Origin of the sequence: Synechococcus sp. BS55D, from assembly GCF_004332415.1 — a bacterium.
Taxonomy (GTDB): domain Bacteria; phylum Cyanobacteriota; class Cyanobacteriia; order PCC-6307; family Cyanobiaceae; genus Synechococcus_C.
The window spans coordinates 317,505-339,544 of record NZ_PHQT01000001.1; the positions used below are offsets into that span (position 1 = coordinate 317,505).

Consider the following 22,040-nt stretch of genomic DNA (forward strand, 5'->3'; position numbering starts at 1 on the left):
GGACGTTGTCGACGAACTGCGCCAACGTATCGATTCCCCGGTCGCTGTCCAGAGTCCATTCAGGACTCGCCCATGCCTAGGGGGACCAGCAGTTTCACCACAAGCGGAAGAACAAGAAGCACCGTGATCAGGCGCACGGCATGGAGCGCGGCCACGGCGGCTCCAACGCCAAAGTCGGCACCGACCAAACTCATGCCGCTGATCCCGCCGGGAGCGGCTCCCAGCAGCGCAACCACTGGATCGATCCCGAGGAGGCGGCTGGTCCAGAGCCCCACCACCAGGCCTGTCATCACCAGGGTGACGGTGATCAGGATTGCCGGGCGCCAGAGCTGCTGAAGCTGGTCCAGGGATTCCCGCGTGAGGCCGGTGCCGATCACGGTGCCGATTCCGATTTCGAGGGCGGTGCGGGTTCCAGGGGGCCACTCCGCCTGGGGCAGCCGACCGCTCATGCTCACCAATCCGGCACCAAGGAGAGCGCCAGCGAGTGGTGCCGCCGGGATGCCGGTGCGCAGGGCCAGAAGACCGAGGCTTGTTCCTGCCAAGAGATAGACCAGAAGCGTTGCCGGAGCGGGCATGGGGGGATTCCGATCAGGGAAGACTTCCAGTCTGATCTGCGATGTGTTGTCATCGGCTCATTCCCTCCGGTCTTCCCCCGGTCATGACCCAATCCGTGTCCTTCCGAATCACCCGTACGGCTGAGGATGTCGCCCAGACCCTCAACGCGCTCTCTCAGCGTCTGGTGAAACTGGAGCAGCGGTTGGAGAGCGTGGATCTGCAACTGCGTCAGCAGCAGGAGGCCCAGGCCATGCCGGTTGCGGAGATCGAGCGCCTCGATGGAGTCGATCAGATTCTCCAGGACTGCCGTGAACTGCTCCTTCAGTCGGAACCTGCTCAGCTCCATGGAGAGGAGGAGCACCAGCACGACCAACAGCATGGCGAGCACGAGCACCACGATGAGGCCATGGCTGCTTGATGAACGGGCTGCTTGATGAACGGGCTGCTTGATCAAGGGGTTGCTTGAGGAACAGGTCGGTATCGCAGCGGGCTGGCCAGGGGTGTCAAAATAAAAAGAAAGCCAACCATGGCACTCTCTAATTCCAGCTCCTGTGCTCCAGCAGGTTCGGTTCGCTTGGGTCGCACGGCGTCCCTCAGCTGCAACCGCAAGGGTTTCATTGAGGGAGGACATCAGCTTGAAAAGCTGGAATTCGCCCTGGCCGTCGCGATGACCCGTGGTGACGAGGGTCGTTCAGCGCTGCTTAGAGCTCAGATTGATGCTCTGGGTGGCAACGTTGAAGAGCCTGGCACCTAAACGTGCAGCGTTGAGGCTGTGGCGATGCGGCGCATGGGCCTCAATCGTTTTCATGCCCTGAATTAACAGATCTGGGTGGGTTGTTGCTCAGAACAGCGATAGGATTCTGATTAGATCAAAGCAACAGAATTGACATCCACATTGATCAGATCGACGTCGATCAGATCAGCGATGGCCCCGCCAGCGGCTCGCCCTGATCAGCGTCAGTCTCATTTGAATGAGGCCAACCGTCTATTTGAGCAGGCTCGCCACGAAGCAGATGCTGGCAATATCAGCGCATCAGGAATTCTGATCCTGAAAGGTCTTGAACAGGAACGACGGGCTGGCGGCGTTGGCCCTCAGGTGATGCAACTCATCAAGCCCAGGCAGTGAGCCGAGAGCCTTGAATTCGACAAGCGGGTGACCGGACTCGAACCGGCGACGTTCAGCTTGGGAAGCTGACATTCTACCACTGAATTACACCCGCATAGCGGCAGTTTAAGTCACTGCCGCCGATGGTTTTTGCCTGGATCAGGAGTGAAGGGCGGCAGCGGCAGCGGCCACGCCGGCGCCCACGCTCGTCTTATGCAGACCCATGGTTTGCAACGTGGCCTCAATGGCGGCCACGGCTGTGAGTACATCGCGATCACAGACAAAGCCGAGATGGCCGATGCGGAACACCTGTCCCTTGAGGTGATCCTGACCGCCGGCGAGAAGGATGTCGAAGTGTTCTTTGACGCTCTTGCGCAGCACTTCGGCATCGATGCCCTCTGGAGCCACGGCGGTGATCGCCGGGCTGCCGTGTCCTTCAGCGGCATAAAGAGGCAGGCCGATCGCCTTCATGGCCGCCTGAGCAGCATCTCGATGGCGGGCATGACGCGCAAAGATCGCATCGAGGCCTTCCGCCTGCATCATGTCCAGCGCAGCCTCCAGAGCGAAGTAGAGGTTCACCGCCGGAGTGAACGGGTTGCTGTTTTTCGCTGCTGTTTTCCGGTAGGGCCCGAGATCCAGATAGAACTTCGGCAGGTCGGAGCGCTCGTAGGCCTGCCAAGCGCGCTCGCTCATGGCGACAAAGCTCAGACCCGGCGGCATCATGTACCCCTTCTGAGAGCCGGAGGCGACCACGTCGAGCCCCCAAGCATCCATGGGCACATTGCTGGCTCCCAGACTGGTGACGCAGTCGGCGATCGTCAGCGCTGTGCCATGGGCTTTGACATGACGGCTGATCGTCTCGAGGTCGTTGATCACCCCTGTGGAGGTTTCCGAGTGGGTGAGGATGACTGCACGGATGCGCTTCTCGGTGTCGGCCTCCAAGGCGCTGCGGAAGGCTTCGGGATTCAGAGGTTGTCCCCACTCCGCTTTGATCACCTCTACGTCCAGGTCGTAGGCGCGCGCCACTTTCACCCAGCGCTCGCCGAATTTGCCGTTGTCACCGCAGAGAACCCGGTCACCGCGGCTCAGGGTGTTGATGATTCCCGCTTCCATCGCCGCCGTGCCGCTGCCGGTGATGACCAGCACGTCCCCTGTGGTCTGGTGCAGCCAGCGGAGCTGTTCGGTGGTGCGCTTGACCACGGCTTGGAATTCGCCGCTGCGGTGACCGATGGGATGTCGCCCCAGTGCTTTGAGAACCGTTTCAGGCACCGGCGTCGGGCCCGGGATCATCAGGGTGAGCTTGTCCTGCACGGTCTCGGATCGGGAATCGGCCATTGTAAAAAACGATCTTCACAGGGCTTGTCCCATTCCTCACTGGACGGCTGGTTGTGACTGCCATGGCTGAGACCTTTCCTCGGGATCAGTCGGGACTGACCCTGCCCATCTGGGTGGCGGCGGCGGCCCGTGCTGCGCTGCAGATCCTGTGTGGTGAGCCCTTCCAGGCCCGGCAGACCCTTCAGGTTCCTGACCGTTCGGATCCCTTGATTGTGGCCGTCCAGTCCGGCGCTCCTCTACGACCCGGCCGTGACGCGTTGGCGATCAGTCGTTGTGATCCCGGTCCAGGGTTGGATCTGACCCGAGATCTCGAAATCTGGGTACGGGCTTCCTGGCGTAGGCAGTCGCAAGGCGCTGACTGGTTGGAGCTGATTCCAGGGGAGGGGGTCGGGCGCCTCGAGGCTGATCAGCAGCTTTGTATTTCCGATTTCGCCCGTCGCCTTCTGGAGCTGAATCTCCGGCCGTTGCTCCCGGAGGGTCATGGTCTGCGCCTGGATCTGATCCTTCCGGTCGGTCGCTCTCTAGCGGAGCGCACCAGCAATGCCGCTTTCGGGGTGGTGGATGGATTGGCCCTGATCGGAACCCAGGCCGAGGTGCAGGCCAGCGCCTCACCGGAGCAGCTCGCTCACACCCTGGACCAGCTCCGCGCCCTGACCCAGTCAGCGGGATTCAAGGGCGACCTGGTGCTTGTGATCGGTGAGAACGGCAGGGACCTGGCTCGTCGCAGCGGACTGGCGGATCAGGCTCCCGTGCTGAAGGCGGGCAATTGGATCGGTCCATTGCTAGTGGCGGCAGCGGAAGTCGGTGTGCAGAACCTGCTGTTGCTTGGCTACCACGGCAAATTGATCAAGCTGGCCGGTGGCATCTTTCACACTCATCACCATCTGGCGGATGGCCGGCTCGAGGTGCTCATGGCCCTCGCGATTGAACAGGGCTGGCCCGCCGAGCGGGTGCGGCCTCTATTGGAGCTCGCTTCCGTGGAGGTGGCTCTGCAGGAGTTGGACGCTTGGAATCGGGAACGCACAAGGGCGCTCTGGCAAGCGATCGCCGGCGCTGTCGAAGCCCGAAGCCAGAGCTACCTCGCCCGTTACGGCTCATGGCCTCTAGAGATCGGCGCGGTGCTCTTTGACCGCTCCCGCCGGCTTCGTTGGGCCGGCCCACGGGGCCTGGCTCTCTTGGAGTGCTGGGGTGTGGAGCTCGAAGACCCCCACTGACCCTTTCATTACGCTGAAGGGCACGACGGTCGATCCGTTCCGACCAACCTGCCGAGATGTCCCAGATCCAGCCCGATGGTCAGCGCAAGCCGGCCATCGTCATCCTTGATTTCGGTTCCCAGTATTCCGAGCTGATCGCCCGGCGCGTGCGCGAAACCGAGGTGTTCTCGGTGGTGATCGGCTACAGCACCACGGCTGAGGAGCTACGACAGCTGGCGCCGCAGGGGATCATCCTGAGCGGTGGGCCCAGCTCGGTGTATGCCGACGGGGCACCCCTCTGCGATCCAGCGATCTGGGATCTGGGTATTCCGGTGCTCGGGGTCTGCTACGGCATGCAGCTGATGGTGCAGCAGCTGGGTGGTCGGGTGGTCGCGGCCACCGGCAAGGCCGAATACGGCAAGGCTCCTTTGGTGGTGGACGATCCCACAGATCTGCTCACCAACGTCGACGATGGTTCGACCATGTGGATGAGCCATGGGGATTCCGTGGAGGCATTGCCGCCGGGTTTCGTGCGTTTGGCCCACACCGCCAACACCCCGGAAGCTGCGGTGGCGAACCACAACCGCAGGCTCTACGGCGTGCAGTTTCACCCCGAGGTGGTGCATTCCACCTGCGGCATGGCTTTGATCCGCAATTTCGTGTATCACGTCTGCGGTTGTGAGCCCGACTGGACCACCGCTGCGTTCATCGATGAGGCCGTCGCCCTTGTGCGGGAGCAGGTGGGTGACAAGCGAGTGCTCTTGGCTCTTTCCGGTGGTGTCGATTCCTCCACCCTCGCCTTTTTGCTCAAGAAGGCGATCGGAGATCAGCTCACCTGCATGTTCATCGATCAGGGCTTCATGCGGAAGGGGGAGCCGGAGTTCCTGATGGACTTCTTCGATCGCAAGTTCAACATTCACGTCGAGTACATCAACGCCCGTAAGCGATTTCTCGACAAGCTCCATGGCATCACCGATCCGGAAGAGAAGCGCAAGATCATCGGCACGGAATTCATCCGGGTGTTTGAAGAGGAGAGCCGGCGGCTGGGACCCTTTGATTACCTCGCCCAGGGCACCCTCTACCCCGATGTGATCGAGAGCGCCGGCACCAACGTCGACCCCAAGACTGGGGAGCGGGTGGCGGTGAAGATCAAGAGCCATCACAACGTGGGTGGACTGCCCAAGGACCTTCAGTTCAAGCTGGTGGAACCCCTGCGCAAGTTGTTCAAGGACGAGGTGCGCAAGGTCGGCCGCAGTCTCGGGCTGCCGGAGGAGATCGTCCGTCGCCATCCATTCCCGGGCCCTGGTCTTGCGATTCGCATCCTTGGGGAGGTCACCAACGAGAAGCTCGATTGCCTGCGGGATGCCGATCTGATCGTGCGTGAGGAGATCAAGGAGGCCGGGCTGTATCACGAGATCTGGCAGGCCTTCGCTGTGCTGCTGCCGGTCCGTTCGGTGGGGGTGATGGGTGATAAGCGCACCTATGCCTGGCCGATCGTGCTCCGATGTGTCTCCAGCGAGGACGGCATGACCGCCGACTGGTCGCGACTACCGGCCGAGTTGCTGGAACGGATCTCCAACCGAATCGTCAATGAAGTGAAAGGGGTGAACCGGGTGGTGCTCGACATCACCAGCAAGCCGCCCGGAACGATTGAGTGGGAATGAGTGGTGGGGGCTGGTGATCGGCCCTGGCTGCCGATACCCTGAGCCCCCGGCCTGAAATGGTGTGACCGCTGCCCAACAGCAGGACCTGCAACTGCAGCGCCGACTGCAGCAGGACAGCATTCAGCTGGCAGGTAAGACGATCTACATCAATCCGTTCCTGTACTGGCGGCGTTTCGACAGCAACACCGATCGCTGGTTGCGGGAGCCCGGTCAGCTCAGTGAGGAGCAGATTCGACAGAACCGCAGTCGCTTCTACCCCGAGCTGGCCTGGGATCTTCTCGATGAGGAGTCGCTCCAGATCAAGGATGGTGCTGTGGAGATGTTCCTCAAGAGCCTGGAACTGATCAGCACTTTTCACCCTGAACTCACCTCCGGCCAGCTGCTGGAGGTCGAGCGCAAGATGGCGATCACCAAAAAGCGGTCCTTTGAGCGTTGGGTGGAGAAGTCCTATCGCCGTCGCTTCAAGCAGGAGGAGCGTGACCGGCGTCGTTTCGCCCGGGACCGCTTCCTGCGGGGCTGGCGGGAATGGTTGGTGCAGGAAACCACCCGACAGGCGATGGTGCCGATGCTGGCTGTGATCGTGCTTGCCGCGGTTGGTGGCTGGACCTTTGGGGCTTCTCAGTCAAGTTGCCCCACGCTGGTGCTCCCTGCAGAGCAGACTGGAGGACGCTGAACGCGCCCTGGCCCATGGCCGACCCACGCCCCCTGGATGCTGTCCGGCTGACGTTGATGCAGGACGTGTTGCCGATGGGTTTGGCCCTGGTGGAACGGGTCCGCCGTGGGGGCGCTGCTGGCCTGGTGGAGACGTTCACCACATCGGCGGATCCTTTTCAGGATCTGCGCACCGAGGGAGAACCAGGAGCTCGTGAGCTTCGTGATCGATTGGATCAGGTGAGCCCGGGGCTTGGTAATCCGGTGATGCAGGTGTCGGTGGAAGTGGATCCTGTGGCACCGGAGCCGGCCGCTGATGATCGGGCTGAATTACAGCGGGTGTTGATTCGCATTGATGATCAGCTGGCGCAACTGCGCCAGCTGATGGCCTCCTGAGGGGGCGCGGACGGCAGATCTCATGGCACGATCCGGCCTCGGCAATCGCAACAGCTCGCGTAGCAGCCAATCGCGCAGCAGCCAGTCGCGTAGCAGCGGCCTCAACCAGCAGCCCCTGGTGCTGCTGGGTGTGGTGTTGGTGTTCTGCGGCGCCATGCTGGCTCGCCTCACCTGGCTGCAGGTGTTCGAGGGGGCCCACTACCGGGAACTGGCGGATGAGAACCGAATCCGCCTGGTCCCCCGTTCCCCCATCCGCGGTCGTCTGCTCGATCGCGAGGGACGGGTTCTGGCCTCCAGCAAGCTCACCTATTCGCTTTACCTGGAGCCGCGGTTGGTGAGTGACCGCCAGTGGCCCGATCTGCGCGATCGCCTGGCGACATTGCTCAACCTTTCGGCTGCTGAGCTTGATCAGAGGCGTGCTCAGGGGGTGGATCGGGATGGTTATCGGATCACCCTGGGCACGGATCTGACTTCGGAGCAGGTGCTGCGTTTCCGCGAGCAGGCGCTTGGGTTGAAGGGGGCCCAGGTGGATGTGGACATCCTGCGCTCCTATCCCTACGGCACTCTGGCGGCCCATGCTCTCGGTTACACCCAGCCGATCACTGAGCAGGAATACAAACAGCTGGCCGACAAGGGCTACAAGATCCGTGATCGCATCGGACGCACCGGCGTCGAGGCCGCCTACGAACGTCAGCTGCGGGGCAAGTGGGGTGGTCAGATGCTCGAGGTCAATGCCATGGGCGAGGTGCAGCGCAGCCTTGGCGATCGGCCGTCTGTGGCCGGCAAGGATCTCACGCTCACGCTGGATCTCGATCTTCAGAAGGTGGCGGAGCAGGCTTTGGCGGACAAACCAGGCGGAGCGATTGTGGCCATGGATCCCCGCACTGGAGCTGTGCTGGCTCTAGCCAGCAAACCCAATTTCGATCCCAATTTCTTTTCCAAGCTGGTCACCACCCAGAAGGAGTACGACGCCCTCTTCTCCAATCCGGCTAAACCGCTCCTGAGCAGGGCGATGAATCCATATGACCCTGGCAGCACCTGGAAAGCGGTGACGGCCATGGCCGGGATGGAGTCCGGTAAGTTCCCCCCTGAAACGAAGTTGCAGACCGCTGCCTGCATCACCTATGGCGGCCACTGCTTTCCCGATCACAACGGAGCCGGGTTCGGCCTGATCGGTTACGCCGATGCCCTGCGCTTCTCGAGCAACACCTTCTTTTATCAGGTGGGTGTTGGGGCCGGTTCCAAGGCCCTGAAGAAGGCCGCCACCGCCCTTGGCTTTGGTGGCAAAAGTGGCATTGAGATCGGCTGGGAGGAGAGCGTTGGTCTTGTGGGTGATCAGGATTGGGCCGCGGCTGGCCGTGGCTGGGCGAAGCCAGGCACCACCCCCTGGATCCCGGAGGACATGGCCAGTGCGTCAATTGGGCAGTCGGTGGTGCAGATCACTCCTCTGCAGTTGGCGCGGGCCTACTCCGTGTTTGCCAATGGCGGTTGGCTGGTCACGCCTCATCTGGCTGATCAGGGTCTCGACTGGACCAGTCCCTCCCGTCGCACCAAGGTGGCGATGAAACCCGCCACCCTCGCCAAGATTCGCGAAGGCCTGCGCAAGGTGGTCTCTGATGGCACGGGTGCCGGTTTGAACGGGCCTGGAATTCCTCCCGCTGGTGGCAAGACGGGAACAGCGGAAGACAGCACCGGCGGCCCGGACCACGCCTGGTTCGCCACCTATGCGCCCTATCCGGAAGGCCAGATCGTGATTGTGGCCTTCGCCCAGAACACCCCGGGTGGTGGCTCCGTCCATGCCCTTCCGATGGCCAAGAAGGTCATGGAGGTCTGGAACCGCAAGCGTGGGGCTAGGCCCTGATTCGGAGGGGTGTTGATCAGGCGGCGCTGATCTGATCGGTTTTGAGCACGCCCCGGTAATAGGTGCGAAGTTGTTCGGTGGCACCGGCCCACCCCCAGCGCTCGGCTTCGCTGCGCGCGGAACGGCGCAGGGCTTGCCGTTCGAGATCGTTGCCGAGTAAGCGTTGGGTGGCGTTGATCAGGCTCGCGGCTCCACCGTCAGCGCCATCGGGCTCGTAGAGGCAGCCGTTGATGCCATCGCTGATGATGTCAGGGATGCCGCCACGGTTGGCACCCACCACCGGGCAACCGGCGGCCATCGCTTCCAGCAGCACCAGTCCGAGGGTTTCGGTGCTGGAGGGGAACAGGAAGGCGTCGCCGCTGGCGTAGGCGCTGGCCAGCTCTTCACCTGCCAAATAGCCCACGAAGGTGGTGGCGGTTCCCTCGAAATGGCGTTCAAGCTGCTGGCGGTGGGGGCCATCGCCCACCAGGGCCAGGCGTGCATCCGGCAGGGCTTCAAGCACGGGCTTGATGCGCTCGATTTGCTTTTCTGCGGAAAGGCGACCCACGTAGAGCAACAGGGCGCCACGGTCATCGTGTTCACCGAGCAGGCGGCGACGCATGTCGGCCTGACGCAGCTCCGGACGGAACAGATCCGTGTCGACCCCGCGCTGCCAGAGGGCGGTGTGTTGGATGCCCTTCTCACTCAGCTCTTTCACCATGGCGGTGGACGTGCAGAGGTTGAGTTCTGCTTGGTTGTGGGCGGCTTTGAGCAGTTCCCAGAGCAGGGGCTCGAGCATGCCCATGCCGTAGTGCTCGAGGTATTTGGGTAAGTGGGTGTGGTAGCTCGCGATCAAGGGGATCGACTTGTTTTTTGCCAGCCAGATGCCTCCAAGCCCGAGCACAGCCGGATTCACCACGTGCACCAGATCCGGTTGGAAGGCGTCGATGGCTTCCGACACGGCAGGCCTGGGCAAGGCAAGCTTCAGCTCGGGGTACAGGGGCAGCGGCATGGCCGGCACTCCCATGACCCGAGCACCCATGTAGTGGCTGGGCGCTCCCTCCGGACAGAACACCAGGACTTCATCGCCGGCATCCACCAGGTGTTTCACCGTTTTGGTCAGACGGGTGACGATCCCATCCACCTTCGGCAGAAACGTTTCGGTGAAAAAGGCGATCTTCACGGGTTCAACGGGCGTGCAGGGGGAGCGTTCAGGTCTTGACCCCGATCGCTTCTGCCTGTTTGTTGGTCCAGGCTGACACGCAGGGGATGCGCTTGCGGTCGCAGCGGTCGGAGTAGCGGGTGGCGATCTCCACCACTTCCTTGAGCAGGCCGTCATCAAGGGTGGTGGGGTTCAGACCCAGCTCGATGAAGCAGCGGTTGTCCACGATCAGGTCGTTTTCCACGGCCTCGTTGCGAGGGTTAGGCAGGTGGTTGATCTCAGCGCCGGTCAGCGCGGCCACCTTCTTGGCCAGTTCACCCACTTGATGACTTTCGGTCATCTGGTTGAAGATCTTCACCCGTTCTCCCTTGGATGGAGGATTGTCGAGCGCCAACTGCACACAGCGCACGGAGTCGCGGATGTGGATGAAGGCGCGGGTTTGGCCGCCGGTTCCGTGGACGGTGAGTGGGTAGCCGATGGCTGCCTGCATCAGGAAGCGGTTGAGCACCGTGCCGTAATCGCCGTCGTAATCGAAGCGGTTGGTCAGACGTGGATCGCGGTCCGTTGCATCGGTGTTGGTGCCCCACACGATCCCCTGGTGGAGATCGGTGATTCGGACCAGATCGTTTTTGTTGTAGTAGAGGAAGAGCAGCTGATCGAGCGTCTTGGTCATGTGATAGACGCTGCCCGGGCTGGCGGGATGGAGAATTTCTTCCTCGAATCGGCTGCCATCGGGTTGGGGCACCTCAACCTTGAGATATCCCTCGGGGATCGTGGCGCCCCGATGGGAGCCATAGCCGTAGACGCCCATGGTGCCGAGGTGCACCACATGGATATCCAGACCGCTCTCCACGATGGCGGCCAGCAGGTTGTGGGTTCCATTGACATTGTTGTCAACGGTGTAGCGCTTGGTGGCGCTGCTCTTCATGGAATAGGGAGCGGCCCGCTGCTCAGCGAAGTGCACCACGGAGTCGGGCTTTTCTTCGATCAGCAGATCGAGCAGCCGCTGATACTCATGGGCGATGTCCATGTGCACGAAGCGCATGGGCCTGCCGCCGGTGTCCTGCCAGGCCTGAAGGCGTACGCCGATGCTGGTGATTGGTGTGAGCGACTCGACTTCGAGATCGATATCGATCTTGCGGCGGCTGAGGTTGTCGATGATCACGACCTCATGGCCCTGATCCGCCAGGTTCACAGCACACGGCCAGCCACAGAAGCCGTCACCGCCGAGAACGAGAACTTTCACCCCAAACTCCTGCTGAAGCGTGCGAGCCGCTGATCTGAGGCAAGCTACTACAGGCTTTTCAGCTGATGGCCACGGAGACCGCCATCAGGGCCACCACAAGCACGGCGCCGGCCATGATCAGCAGGCGGGAGGCGTTGCTGCGGCTGGATGATTCAGCCATCACTTCCATTCGCGGTTCTTTTGCGAAGGCATTCAGGCGGCCGCCGTCTTCTTGGGTGACCTGCATGGCCAGGCATTGCATCTGAGCAGGAACCTATGGGCGCAGGCCTGTTCTGGTGCGCTTCTGCCACGCAGCTTCATGGCCAGTGATCGTTCGTTACCTGACCTGGCCGGTGCTGGGTGAGCTCGCTGAGGCGTCCTGGCGCAGAGGCAGGCGTCCGGCTATGCGGGCCCATCGGCCTGCCTGCACGGCAGCAGCCATCGCTTCGGCCATGGTGGCGGGATCCCCCGCCAGGGCGATGGCGCTGTTCACGAGCACGGCATCGGCACCCATCTCAAGGGCCTGGGCCGCTTCGCTGGGTACTCCGATCCCCGCATCCACCACGACAGGCACGCCAGCGTTATCGATAATCAGGGCAATGTTGGCCGCATTGCGCAGCCCTTGGCCTGAGCCGATCGGTGAGCCAAGGGGCATCACCGTCGCGCATCCCACCGCCTCGAGTCGTCGTGCCAACAACGGATCGGCATTGATGTAGGGGAGCACGGTGAAGCCCTCCTTCACCAGCTGCTCTGCGGCCTCCAGGGTTCCGAAGGGATCGGGCAGGAGGTGGCGGCTGTCGGGGATCACCTCCAGCTTCACGAAGTTGTTGTCTTCCTGGCCGGCAAGCTTGGCCAGCTCCCGGCCGAGGCGGGCAACCCGGACCGCTTCCTCGGCTGTGGTGCAGCCGGCGGTGTTCGGAAGCATCCAGATTCGAGACCAGTCGATCGCCTCCATCAGGCCGGCATGGCCTTCGGCTACGGCCTGCACCCTACGCACCGCGACGGTGACCATTTCACAACTTGAGCGCTCGAGACTGGCCTGCATCGTGGCCAGATCCGGGTATTTGCCCGTCCCGGTGAACAGACGGCTCCTGAAGGCGCGGCCTCCAATCAAGAGCGGGTCGTCGTTCAGCTGTGGCTTGACGGGTTGTGGAGTCGGATCCATGGGCTTGCGGCGGATTGGTGTGAGAACCGGATCAGGGAGCGTTCCCGTCGGATCGGATGGCTCTACCGTGCGCCCATCATCCATTTCTATGCATGCCGATTCCAGTCGCCGTGGATCTGCCGGTAGAGACTCCGGTGGTCTTTGAGAACCAGCTGCCCCTGGATGCCTCCCAGCTGGCAGTGCCAATGGTGCTTGAGGGGTCTGTCGAGAATTTCGATCCGATTGCCCGTGCAGCCTCCCTGGCAGCCGCGATGCCCCGCCAGTGGTGCGGCTCCTACCGCTCCTTTGAGGGCGGCGGAAAGCTGCCGGTGCAGGTGACGCTGGCCAGTGTGCAGCCCTTCGGTCAGATGGTGGCGGTGCGTGGCGACATGCGGATCGGCGAGGTGACCACGGCGGTGCAGGGCAACCTCAACGCCAAATCCGACCAGCTGGATCTGCTGCCCCTGTCCGATCAGCTCACCGCCGGCCTCGAGCCAGGCGGTGCCTTTCTGGGATTGCAGGGGGCAACCCTCGCCGGTTGGATGGCTCCGCGGATGACCAGCCCTGGTGGTCGCTTGAACCTTGCGGCCAGTTGCCCGGCTTCAGAATCCCTTCCCGTTCGCGGTCTCTGGTGAATTGCCGCTTTCAGGCTTTCGGCTCAAGCGCTGTTCGATCCGCTTGAGCCGTTTTTTGGCTGTTCCATTGTTGGGTTCGAGGCTCAAGCAACGCCGATACAGCTCAGCAGCCTCTTCCGGTTGCAGGAGACGCTCTTGGGCGAAGGCCAGATTGTTGAGGGCGACGGGATAGTCGGCCTTGGCCTGGAGAGCAGATTTGTAGTGCTTCACAGCTGCCTGAAAGTCCTTCTGGGCTGCGAGCGAGAAGCCTAAGGCGTTCTCCACCAGGGCTCGAGCTTCATCCGGTTCTCCGGAGAGTCGTTTCAGGGCTTGCCTGAGATTGGCGGTGGCCTGGGGATAGAGGCGTTTGCGCAGCTGAACGGAGGCGAGCTCATAGAGCTGACCTGCATCACGCGATGAGGCAGCTCCGTCCTGTTCAAGGCGGATGAGGGAAAGCTCATCACGGCGCACACGCAAGAGCTGGCGACCGACCACGACAGCCACGATCGCCAGCAGTGCAATCAGACCCAGCAGGTAGGTCTGCGGAACGAGGATGTCCATCACGAAGGGCTCCTCGGATCAGTTTGAGCTCAAGCCTTGGCGGCCGTCACCACAGTGGTGAAGGTGCCGGGATCGGCCACGGCGAGTTGGGCAAGCATTTTGCGATTGATGCGCACATCGGCCTTCTTGAGACCACCGATCAGACGGCTGTAGCTCAGACCGTTCAGGCGGGCCGCAGCGTTGATGCGGGCAATCCAGAGGCGGCGGAAATCGCGCTTGCGACGACGGCGATCACGGTAGGCATTGCAGAGAGCCTTCATGACCCGCTGATTGGCGGTACGGAACAGGGTTCCGTTGCTTCCGCGGAATCCACGGGCTAGGCGGAGGATCTTGTTGCGACGCTTGCGGGCGACGTTGCCTCTCTTGACGCGGGCCATTCGGGTAAGAAATCAGAATCGAACGTTGAGATGCCTTGGAATTCAGGCGTAGGGCATCATCAGGGCCACACGATCTTCATCGGTGCGGTCCACAACAGCCTTCGTGCCCAGGTGGCGCTTCAGCTTCGGGCTCTTGTGATCGAGCAGGTGGTTGCGGAAGGCCCGGCGACGCATGAATTTGCCAGTTGCCGTCGCCTTGAACCGCTTTGCGGCAGCTTTGCGGGTCTTGAGCTTGGGCATGTCTCTGGCTGCGCGTGGCACAAACGACAACAATACGCCCTCAACCTCCCCCCATCCATGCCACGCCCTTCTGCAGCTCTGAGGCAGGGATTGATCCTGCAGGCACTCCTGCTCATCGCAGCGGTTGCAGGTGGTTGCCGGGCCCAGGAGCTGCAGGCACCGCCCCCGATGGAGTCCTCCGTCGAGCGGCCTACCCACCGCGTGGTGGCGCAGCCGCCCTCAGCACGGAAGGATCGGCTCTGGGTGGCCCTCGAGGACCATCTCGGTCGTGGTGCTGGCCAGGGGGCGCCGGTGCCCCTGTTGACCCTGCAAAGCGCGGGAGTCGCTCCGCTGGTGTTGCGGTCTTCAGGGATCAAGGAGCCGTTGCAAACCGCTGCCCGTCTCAGCTTCAGCTGGCGTTCGGTCCCCCGCCAAGCGCCATTGGAGCTCGCTCGTCAGGTGGCTGGACCCTTTGCCAGTTTTGAATCCGCCGAGCGGGTGGCCACCCGCTGGCGCGGCCAGGGAGTGCAGGCCCTGGTGGCCCATCCCAATGAATGGGAGGTTTGGGCCCCTGAAGCAGCGCTGCCGCTCCCGGATGTTCCTGTCCGTCGGGTGAGGGAAACGTTGACGATGTCCATTCAGCCTGTGCTGGAAGGGGCCCAAGGTGGCCGAACGCTTCAGGGACCTCTGCTGATTGAGGCCCCCGACGGTCTGCGCTGGAAGGGGGGCGTGATGCGCGGACCCTTCCGGCTCCAGGCGGATGCCTATGGCAGCTGGACATTGCTGGAGCAGGTGCCCTTGGAGCGTTATTTGGAAGGGGTGGTGCCCCATGAGATCGGTGCCGGCTCGCCAGCGGCGGCACTTGAGGCCCAGGCGGTGCTGGCCCGCACCTGGGCGCTTGCTAACAGCCATCGTTTCGCGATCGATGGCTATCACCTCTGCAGCGACACCCAGTGCCAGGTGTACAGCGATCCTCGGCAGGCCGGGGCATCGGTGCGTCAGGCCATCAAGGCCACGGCTGGTCAGGTGCTCCAGTGGCAGGGTTCGCCGATCAGTGCCGTTTATCACGCATCCAACGGTGGGGTGATGGCGGGAGTGAACGAGGCCTGGGCGATGCCATCTGTGCCTTATCTGCGCAGCCAGGCTGATGGTGGCAAGGCCTGGACCGGGTCCGTGCTCGTCCCCGTGCCGAATCAGGCAGCGGTCGAGGCCTTGCTGAAGAGGTCAACTGGCGCCTATGGCTCCGGACATCCCCGCTTCCGCTGGACCCGCACCTACAGCGCGGCTCAACTGCAGGGGGCCTTGGCTGCTCAGGCGCCCCGCCTTGGGGTGGTGCAAGCGGTCAGCGTGCTGGAGCGGGGTCCGAGTGGTCGGGTTTTGGCCTTACAAGTGGTTGGAGATGGTCCTGGCTCACCCGTGGTGCTGCGACTGGATGGGATCCGCCGCAGCTTGCGACGTCTTCCCAGCACCTTGATGGTGGTGGAGCCTGCTGGTGCCGGGGTCTGGCGTTTCCGGGGCGGTGGTTTCGGCCACGGGGCCGGTCTCTCCCAGGCTGGAGCGATTGATCTGGCCCGTCAGGGCTGGTCGGTGGAGCGCATCCTGCAGCACTACTACCCCGGCACAACGCTTGTTCCTCTGTCGGCTCTCAGGAAGGCCTCTTAGAGTCCCGGCATTCCGGGATGCTTCATGGCCGTGGCCGCAGTGACTGGCGATCACCGACGCGGCAAGACGGCCCTGTTCCTAGCTGCCTGTGGCTGTGCTGGAGCGGCGCCCCATTGGTTGGACCCCGCCCGCAGTCTGCTGCCGGCGATCACCCTCGCCGTGGTGCTGGGTGGTTATGGCTTGCGAACCGTGCTGCGAGGACGCGGTGCGGAATCTGTTGACCCAGGCAGTGCAACTACGCCGCTGGATACCGGCAGCTGGCCTGCGGTGGATGTGGTTGTGGGTGCCCGTGATGAGGAGGCTGTGATCGCTCGGCTGGTGGAACGGCTAGCGGCTCTGCGGTATCCCGCTGACAGGCTCAGCTTCTGGGTGGTGGATGACGGCAGTCAGGACCGCACTGGGGCGATTCTTGACGGGTTGCAGCAGCAGCATCCCCAACTGCGGGTGCTGCACCGTCCGCGCGGAGCCGGTGGCGGCAAGTCGGGTGCGTTAAACGCCGTGCTCAAGCAGCTTCGCGGCGACTGGTTGCTGGTGCTGGATGCCGATGCTCAGCTCCAGGAGGACGTGCTCGAGCGCTTGTTGCCTTATGCGCTGGGTGGCGGCTGGTCGGCTGTGCAGTTGCGCAAAGCGGTGGTGAATGCGGGTCAGAGTCTGCTCACGCGCGTTCAGGCCATGGAAATGGCCCTCGACGCCTTGATTCAGCAGGGGCGTTTGCTGGGTGGCGGCGTGATGGAGCTGCGCGGGAACGGTCAGCTGCTTAGCCGTCGCAGCCTTGAGGCCTGCGGAGGTTTCAACGAAGACACGGTCACCGACGATCTCGACCTCAGCTTTCGCCTCCTGACCGAGGGATCTCGGATCGGCCTGCTCTGGGATCCACCTGTTCAAGAGGAGGCTGTTGAGTCGGTGTCGGCGCTCTGGAAGCAGCGGCAGCGCTGGGCTGAAGGAGGTCTTCAGCGTTTCTTCGATTACTGGCCCCAGCTGTTGTCGAGTCGGTTGAGCCCGAGTCAGCGTCGTGATCTCGCCTGTTTCTTTCTGCTCCAGTACGCCCTGCCGGTGGTCTCGTTCGCCGATGCACTCACCAGTGCGGCGACTCGCACGGTGCCGGCCTACTGGCCCCTGTCGATCGTTGCGTTCAGCGTGTCGGGTCTGGCCTATTGGCGTGGGTGCCGTCGGCCCAGCGAAGGCCCGGAGCTGCCGAGGCCCGAGCCCCTGTCACTGCTGCTGGCGATTGCCTACTTAGGCCATTGGTTTGTGGTGATTCCTTGGGTGAGTGCCCGAATGGCCCTGTTCCCGAAGCGGCTGGTTTGGGCGAAGACCAGCCACCGGGGCGAGGCGACGGTCGAGGCCTGAACCTCAGCTCTGGCCGTCGAGATCCACGTCAACCACATCGCCATTGAAAAAGTCGGCGAAGCGCTTCACTTTGTCGTCCATCGGTGAACTCAGGGGTCGCGGCTCCACTGGCTTGTTGTCGGGCACTTGGGCCACCGGCAGCTGAGGTTCGCCAGCGCCGGTGGGTTTCGCATCGGGGATGGTGGCAGTTGCTATGGGGGGCGATGTCTGTGGGGTGGATGGGCCTGTGACGGGTTCGGCAGGCGCGGTGATCTTCATGCGCTCGCTCAGTGGGGTGACTGACGGACTGACCGGTGCCGCTGGGGTCAAGGTCCCGCTCTGGTTTTCCAGCACCAGCTGACGGTTGCCGCCCAGGGCGCGGCTGATCGCCTGCTCCAACAGGCTGGCTCGGCTCTGCACCATGCCCATCCAGTTGCCGGCCACCTGGACCACGGCGCGGTGGGCATCAAGGCGTACCAGCTGGGCTTGCTGGGAGAGCAGCATGCGGGTGGAGGGCAGTTCCAGGCTCCCGAGGATCTGCTGCCAGAGCTCGCCCAGGTTGGTGGGGTCGGGTGGAGCAGCTGGCTCTGTGGCTGTCTCCGTCACGGGCTCAGGGACTGCCGCGACTGGCGTTGGGGCCTGTGTCTGGGTTGGGGGCAGGCTCACCGCGGCCTTTGCAGGGGCTGATTGCACCCCTTGTGTTGGCTGGGCCTGGGACTCAGGTTCCGCCAGCAATCCCAGAAGCAGCACCTCCAGCCATAGACGCGGCTGCACACTGAGACGGAGCTGTTGCTCACTGCCACGCAGGCGTGCTTGCCACTGGAGCAACCGCTGCCGGCCGATGCGTTGGGCCAACGGCGGCAGTTGATCCCGGAACTGGGGTGACACGCTGGTGAGTTCAGGCCTGTCGGGAGCGGCGGCCATCAGCACTAGATCCCGCAGGATTCCCGCCAAGCCCTGCAGCACCGCTCCGGGGTCGCGGCCACGATCGAGCAGGCGCCTGCTGCTCTCCAGGAGAGGCAGTGGCTCACCAGCGGCCAAGGCTTCGCTGAGATGGATCAATTCCTGTTCGGGTACGGCCCCCAGCAGTTCCCACACCGCATCGGCTTCGATCGGAGGTGGCAGCAGGCTGAGCTGATCCAGCAGGCTTTCGGCATCGCGCAGACCGCCCTGGGCCCTTTGCGCCACCACATGAAGGGCCTCCGGTTGAATCCCGATCGCTTCCTGTTCGGCAATCCAGCGCAGGTGGGCTTCGAGAGCCTCGAGGGGGATGCGCCGGAAATCAAAACGCTGGCAGCGACTCAGGATCGTGGGCAGCACCCGCTGGGGATCGGTCGTCGCCAACACAAACACCACGCGCGGTGGTGGCTCCTCCAGGGTTTTCAGCAGGGCGTTGAAGGCGGCGGTGGAGAGCATGTGGCATTCGTCCACCACGTACACCTTCCAGCGGGCCTGCACCGGGGCAAAGCGGGAGCGCTCGATCAGGTCACGGATGTTGTCAACACCCGTATTCGAGGCGGCATCGATCTCGATCACATCGAGGGCGCTGCCGGCGGCGATCGTGGTGCAGAGCTCGCAGGTCCCGCAGGGCTCAGGTGTGGGCCCGTCGCTGCTCAGGCAGTTGAGCGAGCGGGCGAGGATCCTGGCGCTGGACGTTTTACCTGTGCCCCGTGGGCCACTGAACAGATAGGCCGGAGCGATGCGATCGCTGCGTAGGGCGTGGCTGAGGGTGGCGGCAATCGCGTCCTGCCCCACCAGCTGATCAAACCGCTGAGGTCTGTACTTGTGATGCAGCGGCTGGTAGGCCTGACTCATGCGCTGCCGGCGGGACCCAGAGGTTACTCAGGTCTGCCTTGTTCCGATGTGGTGTCAGCGGCTTCCAGAAGCGCAACGATCTGTTGCTCCAGTTCCTCCACGGCGGCTAGTTCATCCGCGAGGGTCTGGCCGGCCTGGAGCAGGCGTCGGCTCTGGCGGTTACCGCGATTCGAAGCGCCGCTATCGGGGCCGCCCCGCAACCACCCCTTCGCTTGCTCCAGGGTTGTTTCGAGTTTTGCCAGCAGCCGTTGACGCAGTTGCTCGAGTTGGCTCAGGCCTCGGCGTGCCTGATCGCGGGAGGTCTGATCCACCAGGCCTTTGCCCAGCAGCAGGCGCAGGCCCGTGAGCAGGGCAGCGGGCATCAGTTGACCGAGGGCCAGGGCGCCCAAGCTGCCGGTGTGCAGCCAGTCCTCCACCTGGCCGCTGCGGTGGCGACCGGTCTTGCACCAGGTGGCGAAGTGCTCGCAATTGTTGAACAGCAGGTTGTAGTTCTGCTCGCCGATGCGGCTCATGGCGCGTCGGAGCGTGATGCCCGCTGGTGAGGCCTGTGGGTGGTCGATCACGCTGACCTCCTGGCCGCGGCTGAACTCTTGGAGAGAGCTGCGCAGGATTTCACGACCCTCTAGGTAGTGGGCCACGCTGCCATCGCCCAGATCGATGCCGTGATGCAGAAACAGGCCGTGCTGCCGGGGAACCGTGAGATGGTCGGCGGCGGCCATGGGGATTGCTCTCAAGCGCGGTGCTTTCAGTAAAAACCCCCCGACCTGCGAGAGGAGGGGGGGGTGGAGTCGGTGTGTGGAGACCACCGAGTCATCCGCAACAGGGTCAGAGGACCTGAGGGATGTCGTTACCGAAGTTGTAGGACCAGATCTGATTGTTCATGGCGGCGTCAGAAGCATCGCCGCTGGTCATGGAGCTGAGCTGAGCAGCGGAGAGGTCACCCCCTGTGTAGAGGGCCTCAAGGACGCCGTCGGCAAAGATGCCAATGCCGTCTTGCCCGTGAGCAGAGGCAGAGGAGAAGGAGAGACGATCGGTTGCGACGCCGATGATTTTGATTTGGTCATTGGCATCGAGTTTTTCGATGATGTCGGCCTTTTCACCATTGGGGCTGTTGCCGGCTTGTCCGTACCACCAGTTCACGAGGAACTGGTCGGATTTGATGGCGATGAGATCGACAAAGCCGTCGGCTTGATCGGTGTAGGTGTTCCAACCGAAGTCCCCATGAAGTTCATCGGAACCGGAGCCACCGGAGATGATGTCGCGACCATTGCCGCCGTGAACGAGGTCATCACCGCCTTTGGCATCGAGGATGTCCCAGCCAGCGAGCCCGCGGAGAGTGTCGGAGGAATCGCTGCCATTCAGCACCGAACATGCTTTTTCAAAGCTCTGCAGAGAAGGCAGAGTTCCGTCATCGATATTGACCTGCTTGGCTTGGAGATAGTCTCCGTCGTTGCCGGCTTGTGCAACGCGGTTGACGGTGATCGTGTCCGTCCAACTGCTTGCTTCAACGGTGAGTTGGTAGCCAAGCCCATCTAGATCTTCAGTGGCTGAATTAGTCAGATTTGTGCTTCCTATCCAAGTCGCCACGATGGTTTCGGCATCATTACTGCCTGAAAAAACCAACTCCTTGGGAGTGATCGGTGGTGTCGATGGCGGTATTGCTTGGCCCCAGAGCTTGTAGAGAGCAGCCCAGTCGTTGTCAGATAAGTCATTGGGCCAGTTCCCTGAGGCGGGATTCCGATAGGCCATAACGGTGTCTTCTGGATAAGCACTCTTCCATGGGTCGGTGATGCCATCGACGGCGTCTCCATCACCGTCCTCGAAGGGGTGCTCTAGTCCTAGCGTATGCCCAATTTCATGAATGAGAGCGTACCGGAAATAGCCATCGCTTGAATCATTGAATGCTGGTTGATTGAGATACACCTCCCAGAAATAACCATTGGTGTTGGTGTAGTTTGAGACTGCGAGTCCTAGAGTGTTGCTATTGCTTGAGCCAGTATTGATTTCTTTGTCGAGATAAATGGCTACATCGGCCGACTTTTGGTCAGATGTAAATCTGAAATCAATTTCCAGTTCATCATCAAGCGTGTTGTAAAAATCTTTGACGTAATTGAGGTCTGAGTCAGACCAGGTGAATGTCTCAATGACCTGAGATCCGTAGCTTCCGCCAGCCACTGTTGTAGGACCAGCTGCGTTATGCAGATAGACATCGATGTAATCGTCTTCTTGCAGCAGCTTTTGCGTTACATTTGCTAGGTTGTTATCGATTAGGAATTCGGGGTCAAGGCTACGCACTGTCTTTTCCCAGGCTTTCCCCAAGTCTAAGCGGATGCTTTGCGCTGATGGTGAGGATTGTCTGAGAGCTCCAGCTGCGCGCGCTTGAAGCGCCTTAGGGCAAGGGTTTGAATGTGTGACCAAATCGGTATGACCAAATCTGATTGTTCATGGCGTCATCCGAGGCGTCGCCGCTGGTCATGGAGCTGAGCTGAGCAGCGGAGAGGTCGCCCCCTGTGTAGAGGGCCTCAAGGACGCCGTCGGCAAAGATGCCAATGCCGTCTTGCCCGTGAGCAGAGGCAGAGGAGAAGGAGAGACGATCGGTTGCGACGCCGATGATTTTGATTTGGTCATTGGCATCGAGTTTTTCGATGATGTCGGCCTTTTCACCATTGGGGCTGTTGCCGGCTTGTCCGTACCACCAGTTCACGAGGAACTGGTCGGATTTGATGGCGATGAGATCGACAAAGCCGTCGGCTTGATCGGTGTAGGTGTTTCGACCGAAGTCCCCATGAAGTTCATCGGCTCCCATCCCACCGGAGAGGATGTCGCGGCCATTGCCGCCATGAATCAGGTCATTGCCAGCACCTCCGTCGAGGATGTCCCAGCCGGCGAAGCCGCGAAGGATGTCGGAGCCCTCGCTGCCTTGGAGCCAAGAACCGACGATGACCAGGATCTGTTCAGCAGGCGGTTGGGAGGGATCAAAGTTGAGTTGCTTGGCCTCAAGGCTGTCTCCTGAGCTGGAGGCAGTGGCGATGTGGTTGATTTGATAACTCTCCGATCGACCTGCGGACCGGCTTGAGGTCTGCACCACTACGACTTCAAGGGTGTTGCTCTGGGACTCCACTTGCTCTGCCATGGCCGAAGGATGAGGCTCCTTCAGCTCTTAGGCTCAGATCAGTGACTGTGATGGGTGCTG

General features: G+C 62.2%; 24 protein-coding genes and 1 tRNA gene. 11 read left to right on the forward strand and 14 right to left on the reverse strand.

Translation table 11 applies throughout. From position 1 onward, the window contains the following. Window positions 1-59 precede the first annotated feature (59 nt). Window positions 60-575 carry an AbrB family transcriptional regulator gene (locus CWE16_RS01620; protein ID WP_131592438.1) on the reverse strand — a complete coding sequence of 172 codons (516 nt, stop codon included), beginning with the start codon at window positions 573-575 and terminating at the stop codon, window positions 60-62. Between the two features lie 83 nt (window positions 576-658). Between CWE16_RS01620 and CWE16_RS01625 the strand changes: the two genes are divergently transcribed. The 3 genes from CWE16_RS01625 to CWE16_RS01635 all read left to right on the forward strand — a co-directional run bounded on the left by CWE16_RS01625 (window position 659) and on the right by CWE16_RS01635 (window position 1,681). Further along, a complete protein-coding gene (locus CWE16_RS01625; protein WP_131592439.1) occupies window positions 659-973 on the forward strand; it encodes a chemotaxis protein in 315 nt (104 codons plus the stop codon). A 108-nt stretch (window positions 974-1,081) separates the two neighbouring features. Continuing rightward, a complete protein-coding gene (locus CWE16_RS01630; protein ID WP_236629505.1) occupies window positions 1,082-1,309 on the forward strand; it encodes a hypothetical protein in 228 nt (75 codons plus the stop codon). Window positions 1,310-1,480: 171 nt separating this feature from the next. Further along, entirely contained in the window at window positions 1,481-1,681 is a 201-nt protein-coding gene (locus tag CWE16_RS01635) for a hypothetical protein (RefSeq protein ID WP_131592440.1), read from the forward strand. Between the two features lie 22 nt (window positions 1,682-1,703). Here CWE16_RS01635 and CWE16_RS01640 read toward each other — a convergent pair. Both CWE16_RS01640 and CWE16_RS01645 read right to left on the reverse strand, forming a co-directional pair. Next, window positions 1,704-1,775: transfer RNA gene (locus tag CWE16_RS01640), tRNA-Gly, on the reverse strand. Window positions 1,776-1,819: 44 nt separating this feature from the next. After that, complete coding sequence (locus CWE16_RS01645) at window positions 1,820-2,971, reverse strand: pyridoxal-phosphate-dependent aminotransferase family protein (RefSeq protein WP_131592996.1); 1,152 nt, start codon at window positions 2,969-2,971, stop codon at window positions 1,820-1,822. A gap of 86 nt (window positions 2,972-3,057) precedes the next feature. On the opposite strand from CWE16_RS01645, the gene cbiD reads away from it, so the two are divergent. From cbiD to mrdA, 5 genes are all read left to right on the forward strand, one after another. Continuing rightward, window positions 3,058-4,209 carry a cobalt-precorrin-5B (C(1))-methyltransferase CbiD gene (gene cbiD, locus CWE16_RS01650; protein WP_131592441.1) on the forward strand — a complete coding sequence of 384 codons (1,152 nt, stop codon included), beginning with the start codon at window positions 3,058-3,060 and terminating at the stop codon, window positions 4,207-4,209. Between the two features lie 56 nt (window positions 4,210-4,265). Beyond that, window positions 4,266-5,852: a glutamine-hydrolyzing GMP synthase gene (guaA, locus tag CWE16_RS01655; RefSeq protein ID WP_131592442.1), complete on the forward strand. Its 1,587-nt coding sequence runs from the start codon at window positions 4,266-4,268 to the stop codon at window positions 5,850-5,852. A 61-nt stretch (window positions 5,853-5,913) separates the two neighbouring features. Further along, a complete protein-coding gene (locus CWE16_RS01660; protein WP_131455143.1) occupies window positions 5,914-6,525 on the forward strand; it encodes a hypothetical protein in 612 nt (203 codons plus the stop codon). A 14-nt stretch (window positions 6,526-6,539) separates the two neighbouring features. Further along, window positions 6,540-6,899 (forward strand): hypothetical protein, encoded by a 360-nt coding sequence (locus CWE16_RS01665; RefSeq protein ID WP_131592443.1) that lies wholly within the window; start codon window positions 6,540-6,542, stop codon window positions 6,897-6,899. Between the two features lie 22 nt (window positions 6,900-6,921). After that, window positions 6,922-8,760: a penicillin-binding protein 2 gene (gene mrdA, locus CWE16_RS01670; protein ID WP_236629506.1), complete on the forward strand. Its 1,839-nt coding sequence runs from the start codon at window positions 6,922-6,924 to the stop codon at window positions 8,758-8,760. A gap of 16 nt (window positions 8,761-8,776) precedes the next feature. Here mrdA and CWE16_RS01675 read toward each other — a convergent pair whose 3' ends face one another. From CWE16_RS01675 to CWE16_RS01690, 4 genes are all read right to left on the reverse strand, one after another. Further along, a complete protein-coding gene (locus tag CWE16_RS01675; protein ID WP_131592444.1) occupies window positions 8,777-9,922 on the reverse strand; it encodes a glycosyltransferase family 4 protein in 1,146 nt (381 codons plus the stop codon). A 28-nt stretch (window positions 9,923-9,950) separates the two neighbouring features. Continuing rightward, complete coding sequence (locus CWE16_RS01680) at window positions 9,951-11,147, reverse strand: NAD-dependent epimerase/dehydratase family protein (protein ID WP_131592445.1); 1,197 nt, start codon at window positions 11,145-11,147, stop codon at window positions 9,951-9,953. A gap of 58 nt (window positions 11,148-11,205) precedes the next feature. Beyond that, window positions 11,206-11,373 carry a photosystem II assembly protein Psb34 gene (psb34, locus tag CWE16_RS01685; protein ID WP_131592446.1) on the reverse strand — a complete coding sequence of 56 codons (168 nt, stop codon included), beginning with the start codon at window positions 11,371-11,373 and terminating at the stop codon, window positions 11,206-11,208. 90 nt (window positions 11,374-11,463) lie between these two features. After that, window positions 11,464-12,291 carry a thiazole synthase gene (locus CWE16_RS01690; RefSeq protein ID WP_131592447.1) on the reverse strand — a complete coding sequence of 276 codons (828 nt, stop codon included), beginning with the start codon at window positions 12,289-12,291 and terminating at the stop codon, window positions 11,464-11,466. Window positions 12,292-12,383: 92 nt separating this feature from the next. On the opposite strand from CWE16_RS01690, the gene CWE16_RS01695 reads away from it, so the two are divergent. After that, window positions 12,384-12,905 carry a hypothetical protein gene (locus tag CWE16_RS01695; protein ID WP_131455149.1) on the forward strand — a complete coding sequence of 174 codons (522 nt, stop codon included), beginning with the start codon at window positions 12,384-12,386 and terminating at the stop codon, window positions 12,903-12,905. Here CWE16_RS01695 and CWE16_RS01700 read toward each other — a convergent pair. The 3 genes from CWE16_RS01700 to rpmI are packed head-to-tail and all read right to left on the reverse strand — an operon-like array spanning window position 12,873 to window position 14,062. Then, on the reverse strand, window positions 12,873-13,445 hold the full coding sequence (locus tag CWE16_RS01700) for a tetratricopeptide repeat protein (RefSeq protein ID WP_131592448.1): 573 nt from the start codon (window positions 13,443-13,445) through the stop codon (window positions 12,873-12,875). The two genes, CWE16_RS01695 and CWE16_RS01700, sit on opposite strands and share 33 nt — an antisense overlap. A 29-nt stretch (window positions 13,446-13,474) precedes the next feature. Then, window positions 13,475-13,822 carry a 50S ribosomal protein L20 gene (gene rplT, locus CWE16_RS01705; RefSeq protein ID WP_131455151.1) on the reverse strand — a complete coding sequence of 116 codons (348 nt, stop codon included), beginning with the start codon at window positions 13,820-13,822 and terminating at the stop codon, window positions 13,475-13,477. Between the two features lie 42 nt (window positions 13,823-13,864). Beyond that, entirely contained in the window at window positions 13,865-14,062 is a 198-nt protein-coding gene (gene rpmI / locus CWE16_RS01710; RefSeq protein WP_131455152.1) for a 50S ribosomal protein L35, read from the reverse strand. Between the two features lie 57 nt (window positions 14,063-14,119). Here rpmI and CWE16_RS01715 point away from each other — a divergent pair, with 57 nt between their 5' ends. Both CWE16_RS01715 and CWE16_RS01720 read left to right on the forward strand, forming a co-directional pair. Beyond that, window positions 14,120-15,703, forward strand: coding sequence for a SpoIID/LytB domain-containing protein (locus tag CWE16_RS01715; RefSeq protein ID WP_131592449.1), 1,584 nt, complete (start codon window positions 14,120-14,122; stop codon window positions 15,701-15,703). 24 nt (window positions 15,704-15,727) lie between these two features. Then, a complete protein-coding gene (locus CWE16_RS01720; RefSeq protein ID WP_131592450.1) occupies window positions 15,728-17,053 on the forward strand; it encodes a glycosyltransferase in 1,326 nt (441 codons plus the stop codon). A 3-nt stretch (window positions 17,054-17,056) separates the two neighbouring features. Here the strand turns inward: CWE16_RS01720 and CWE16_RS01725 are convergent, their stop codons facing one another. The 4 genes from CWE16_RS01725 to CWE16_RS01740 form a co-directional block, all read right to left on the reverse strand. Continuing rightward, window positions 17,057-18,847, reverse strand: coding sequence for a DNA polymerase III subunit gamma/tau (locus tag CWE16_RS01725; protein ID WP_131592451.1), 1,791 nt, complete (start codon window positions 18,845-18,847; stop codon window positions 17,057-17,059). A 23-nt stretch (window positions 18,848-18,870) separates the two neighbouring features. Continuing rightward, on the reverse strand, window positions 18,871-19,566 hold the full coding sequence (locus CWE16_RS01730; protein WP_131592452.1) for a lecithin retinol acyltransferase family protein: 696 nt from the start codon (window positions 19,564-19,566) through the stop codon (window positions 18,871-18,873). 106 nt (window positions 19,567-19,672) lie between these two features. Beyond that, window positions 19,673-21,166 (reverse strand): zinc-dependent metalloprotease family protein, encoded by a 1,494-nt coding sequence (locus tag CWE16_RS01735; RefSeq protein ID WP_161567551.1) that lies wholly within the window; start codon window positions 21,164-21,166, stop codon window positions 19,673-19,675. Window positions 21,167-21,236: 70 nt separating this feature from the next. Continuing rightward, window positions 21,237-21,980 (reverse strand): calcium-binding protein, encoded by a 744-nt coding sequence (locus CWE16_RS01740; RefSeq protein WP_131592454.1) that lies wholly within the window; start codon window positions 21,978-21,980, stop codon window positions 21,237-21,239. Window positions 21,981-22,040: the final 60 nt, after the last annotated feature.

Excerpts from the sequence above, each read along its gene's own strand:
- rpmI (WP_131455152.1), bottom strand. The coding sequence starts at position 14,062 with ATGCCCAAGCTCAAGACCCGCAAAGCTGCCGCAAAGCGGTTCAAGGCG.
- CWE16_RS01700 (WP_131592448.1), bottom strand. The coding sequence starts at position 13,445 with ATGGACATCCTCGTTCCGCAGACCTACCTGCTGGGTCTGATTGCACTG.
- CWE16_RS01630 (WP_236629505.1), top strand. The coding sequence starts at position 1,082 with ATGGCACTCTCTAATTCCAGCTCCTGTGCTCCAGCAGGTTCGGTTCGC.
- CWE16_RS01730 (WP_131592452.1), bottom strand. The coding sequence starts at position 19,566 with ATGGCCGCCGCCGACCATCTCACGGTTCCCCGGCAGCACGGCCTGTTT.
- CWE16_RS01695 (WP_131455149.1), top strand. The coding sequence starts at position 12,384 with ATGCCGATTCCAGTCGCCGTGGATCTGCCGGTAGAGACTCCGGTGGTC.
- CWE16_RS01740 (WP_131592454.1), bottom strand. The coding sequence starts at position 21,980 with ATGGCAGAGCAAGTGGAGTCCCAGAGCAACACCCTTGAAGTCGTAGTG.
- cbiD (WP_131592441.1), top strand. The coding sequence starts at position 3,058 with ATGGCTGAGACCTTTCCTCGGGATCAGTCGGGACTGACCCTGCCCATC.
- CWE16_RS01690 (WP_131592447.1), bottom strand. The coding sequence starts at position 12,291 with ATGGATCCGACTCCACAACCCGTCAAGCCACAGCTGAACGACGACCCG.
- guaA (WP_131592442.1), top strand. The coding sequence starts at position 4,266 with ATGTCCCAGATCCAGCCCGATGGTCAGCGCAAGCCGGCCATCGTCATC.
- psb34 (WP_131592446.1), bottom strand. The coding sequence starts at position 11,373 with ATGCAGGTCACCCAAGAAGACGGCGGCCGCCTGAATGCCTTCGCAAAA.
- CWE16_RS01635 (WP_131592440.1), top strand. The coding sequence starts at position 1,481 with ATGGCCCCGCCAGCGGCTCGCCCTGATCAGCGTCAGTCTCATTTGAAT.
- CWE16_RS01620 (WP_131592438.1), bottom strand. The coding sequence starts at position 575 with ATGCCCGCTCCGGCAACGCTTCTGGTCTATCTCTTGGCAGGAACAAGC.
- mrdA (WP_236629506.1), top strand. The coding sequence starts at position 6,922 with ATGGCACGATCCGGCCTCGGCAATCGCAACAGCTCGCGTAGCAGCCAA.
- CWE16_RS01715 (WP_131592449.1), top strand. The coding sequence starts at position 14,120 with ATGCCACGCCCTTCTGCAGCTCTGAGGCAGGGATTGATCCTGCAGGCA.
- CWE16_RS01665 (WP_131592443.1), top strand. The coding sequence starts at position 6,540 with ATGGCCGACCCACGCCCCCTGGATGCTGTCCGGCTGACGTTGATGCAG.
- CWE16_RS01625 (WP_131592439.1), top strand. The coding sequence starts at position 659 with ATGACCCAATCCGTGTCCTTCCGAATCACCCGTACGGCTGAGGATGTC.
- CWE16_RS01720 (WP_131592450.1), top strand. The coding sequence starts at position 15,728 with ATGGCCGTGGCCGCAGTGACTGGCGATCACCGACGCGGCAAGACGGCC.
- rplT (WP_131455151.1), bottom strand. The coding sequence starts at position 13,822 with ATGGCCCGCGTCAAGAGAGGCAACGTCGCCCGCAAGCGTCGCAACAAG.
- CWE16_RS01725 (WP_131592451.1), bottom strand. The coding sequence starts at position 18,847 with ATGAGTCAGGCCTACCAGCCGCTGCATCACAAGTACAGACCTCAGCGG.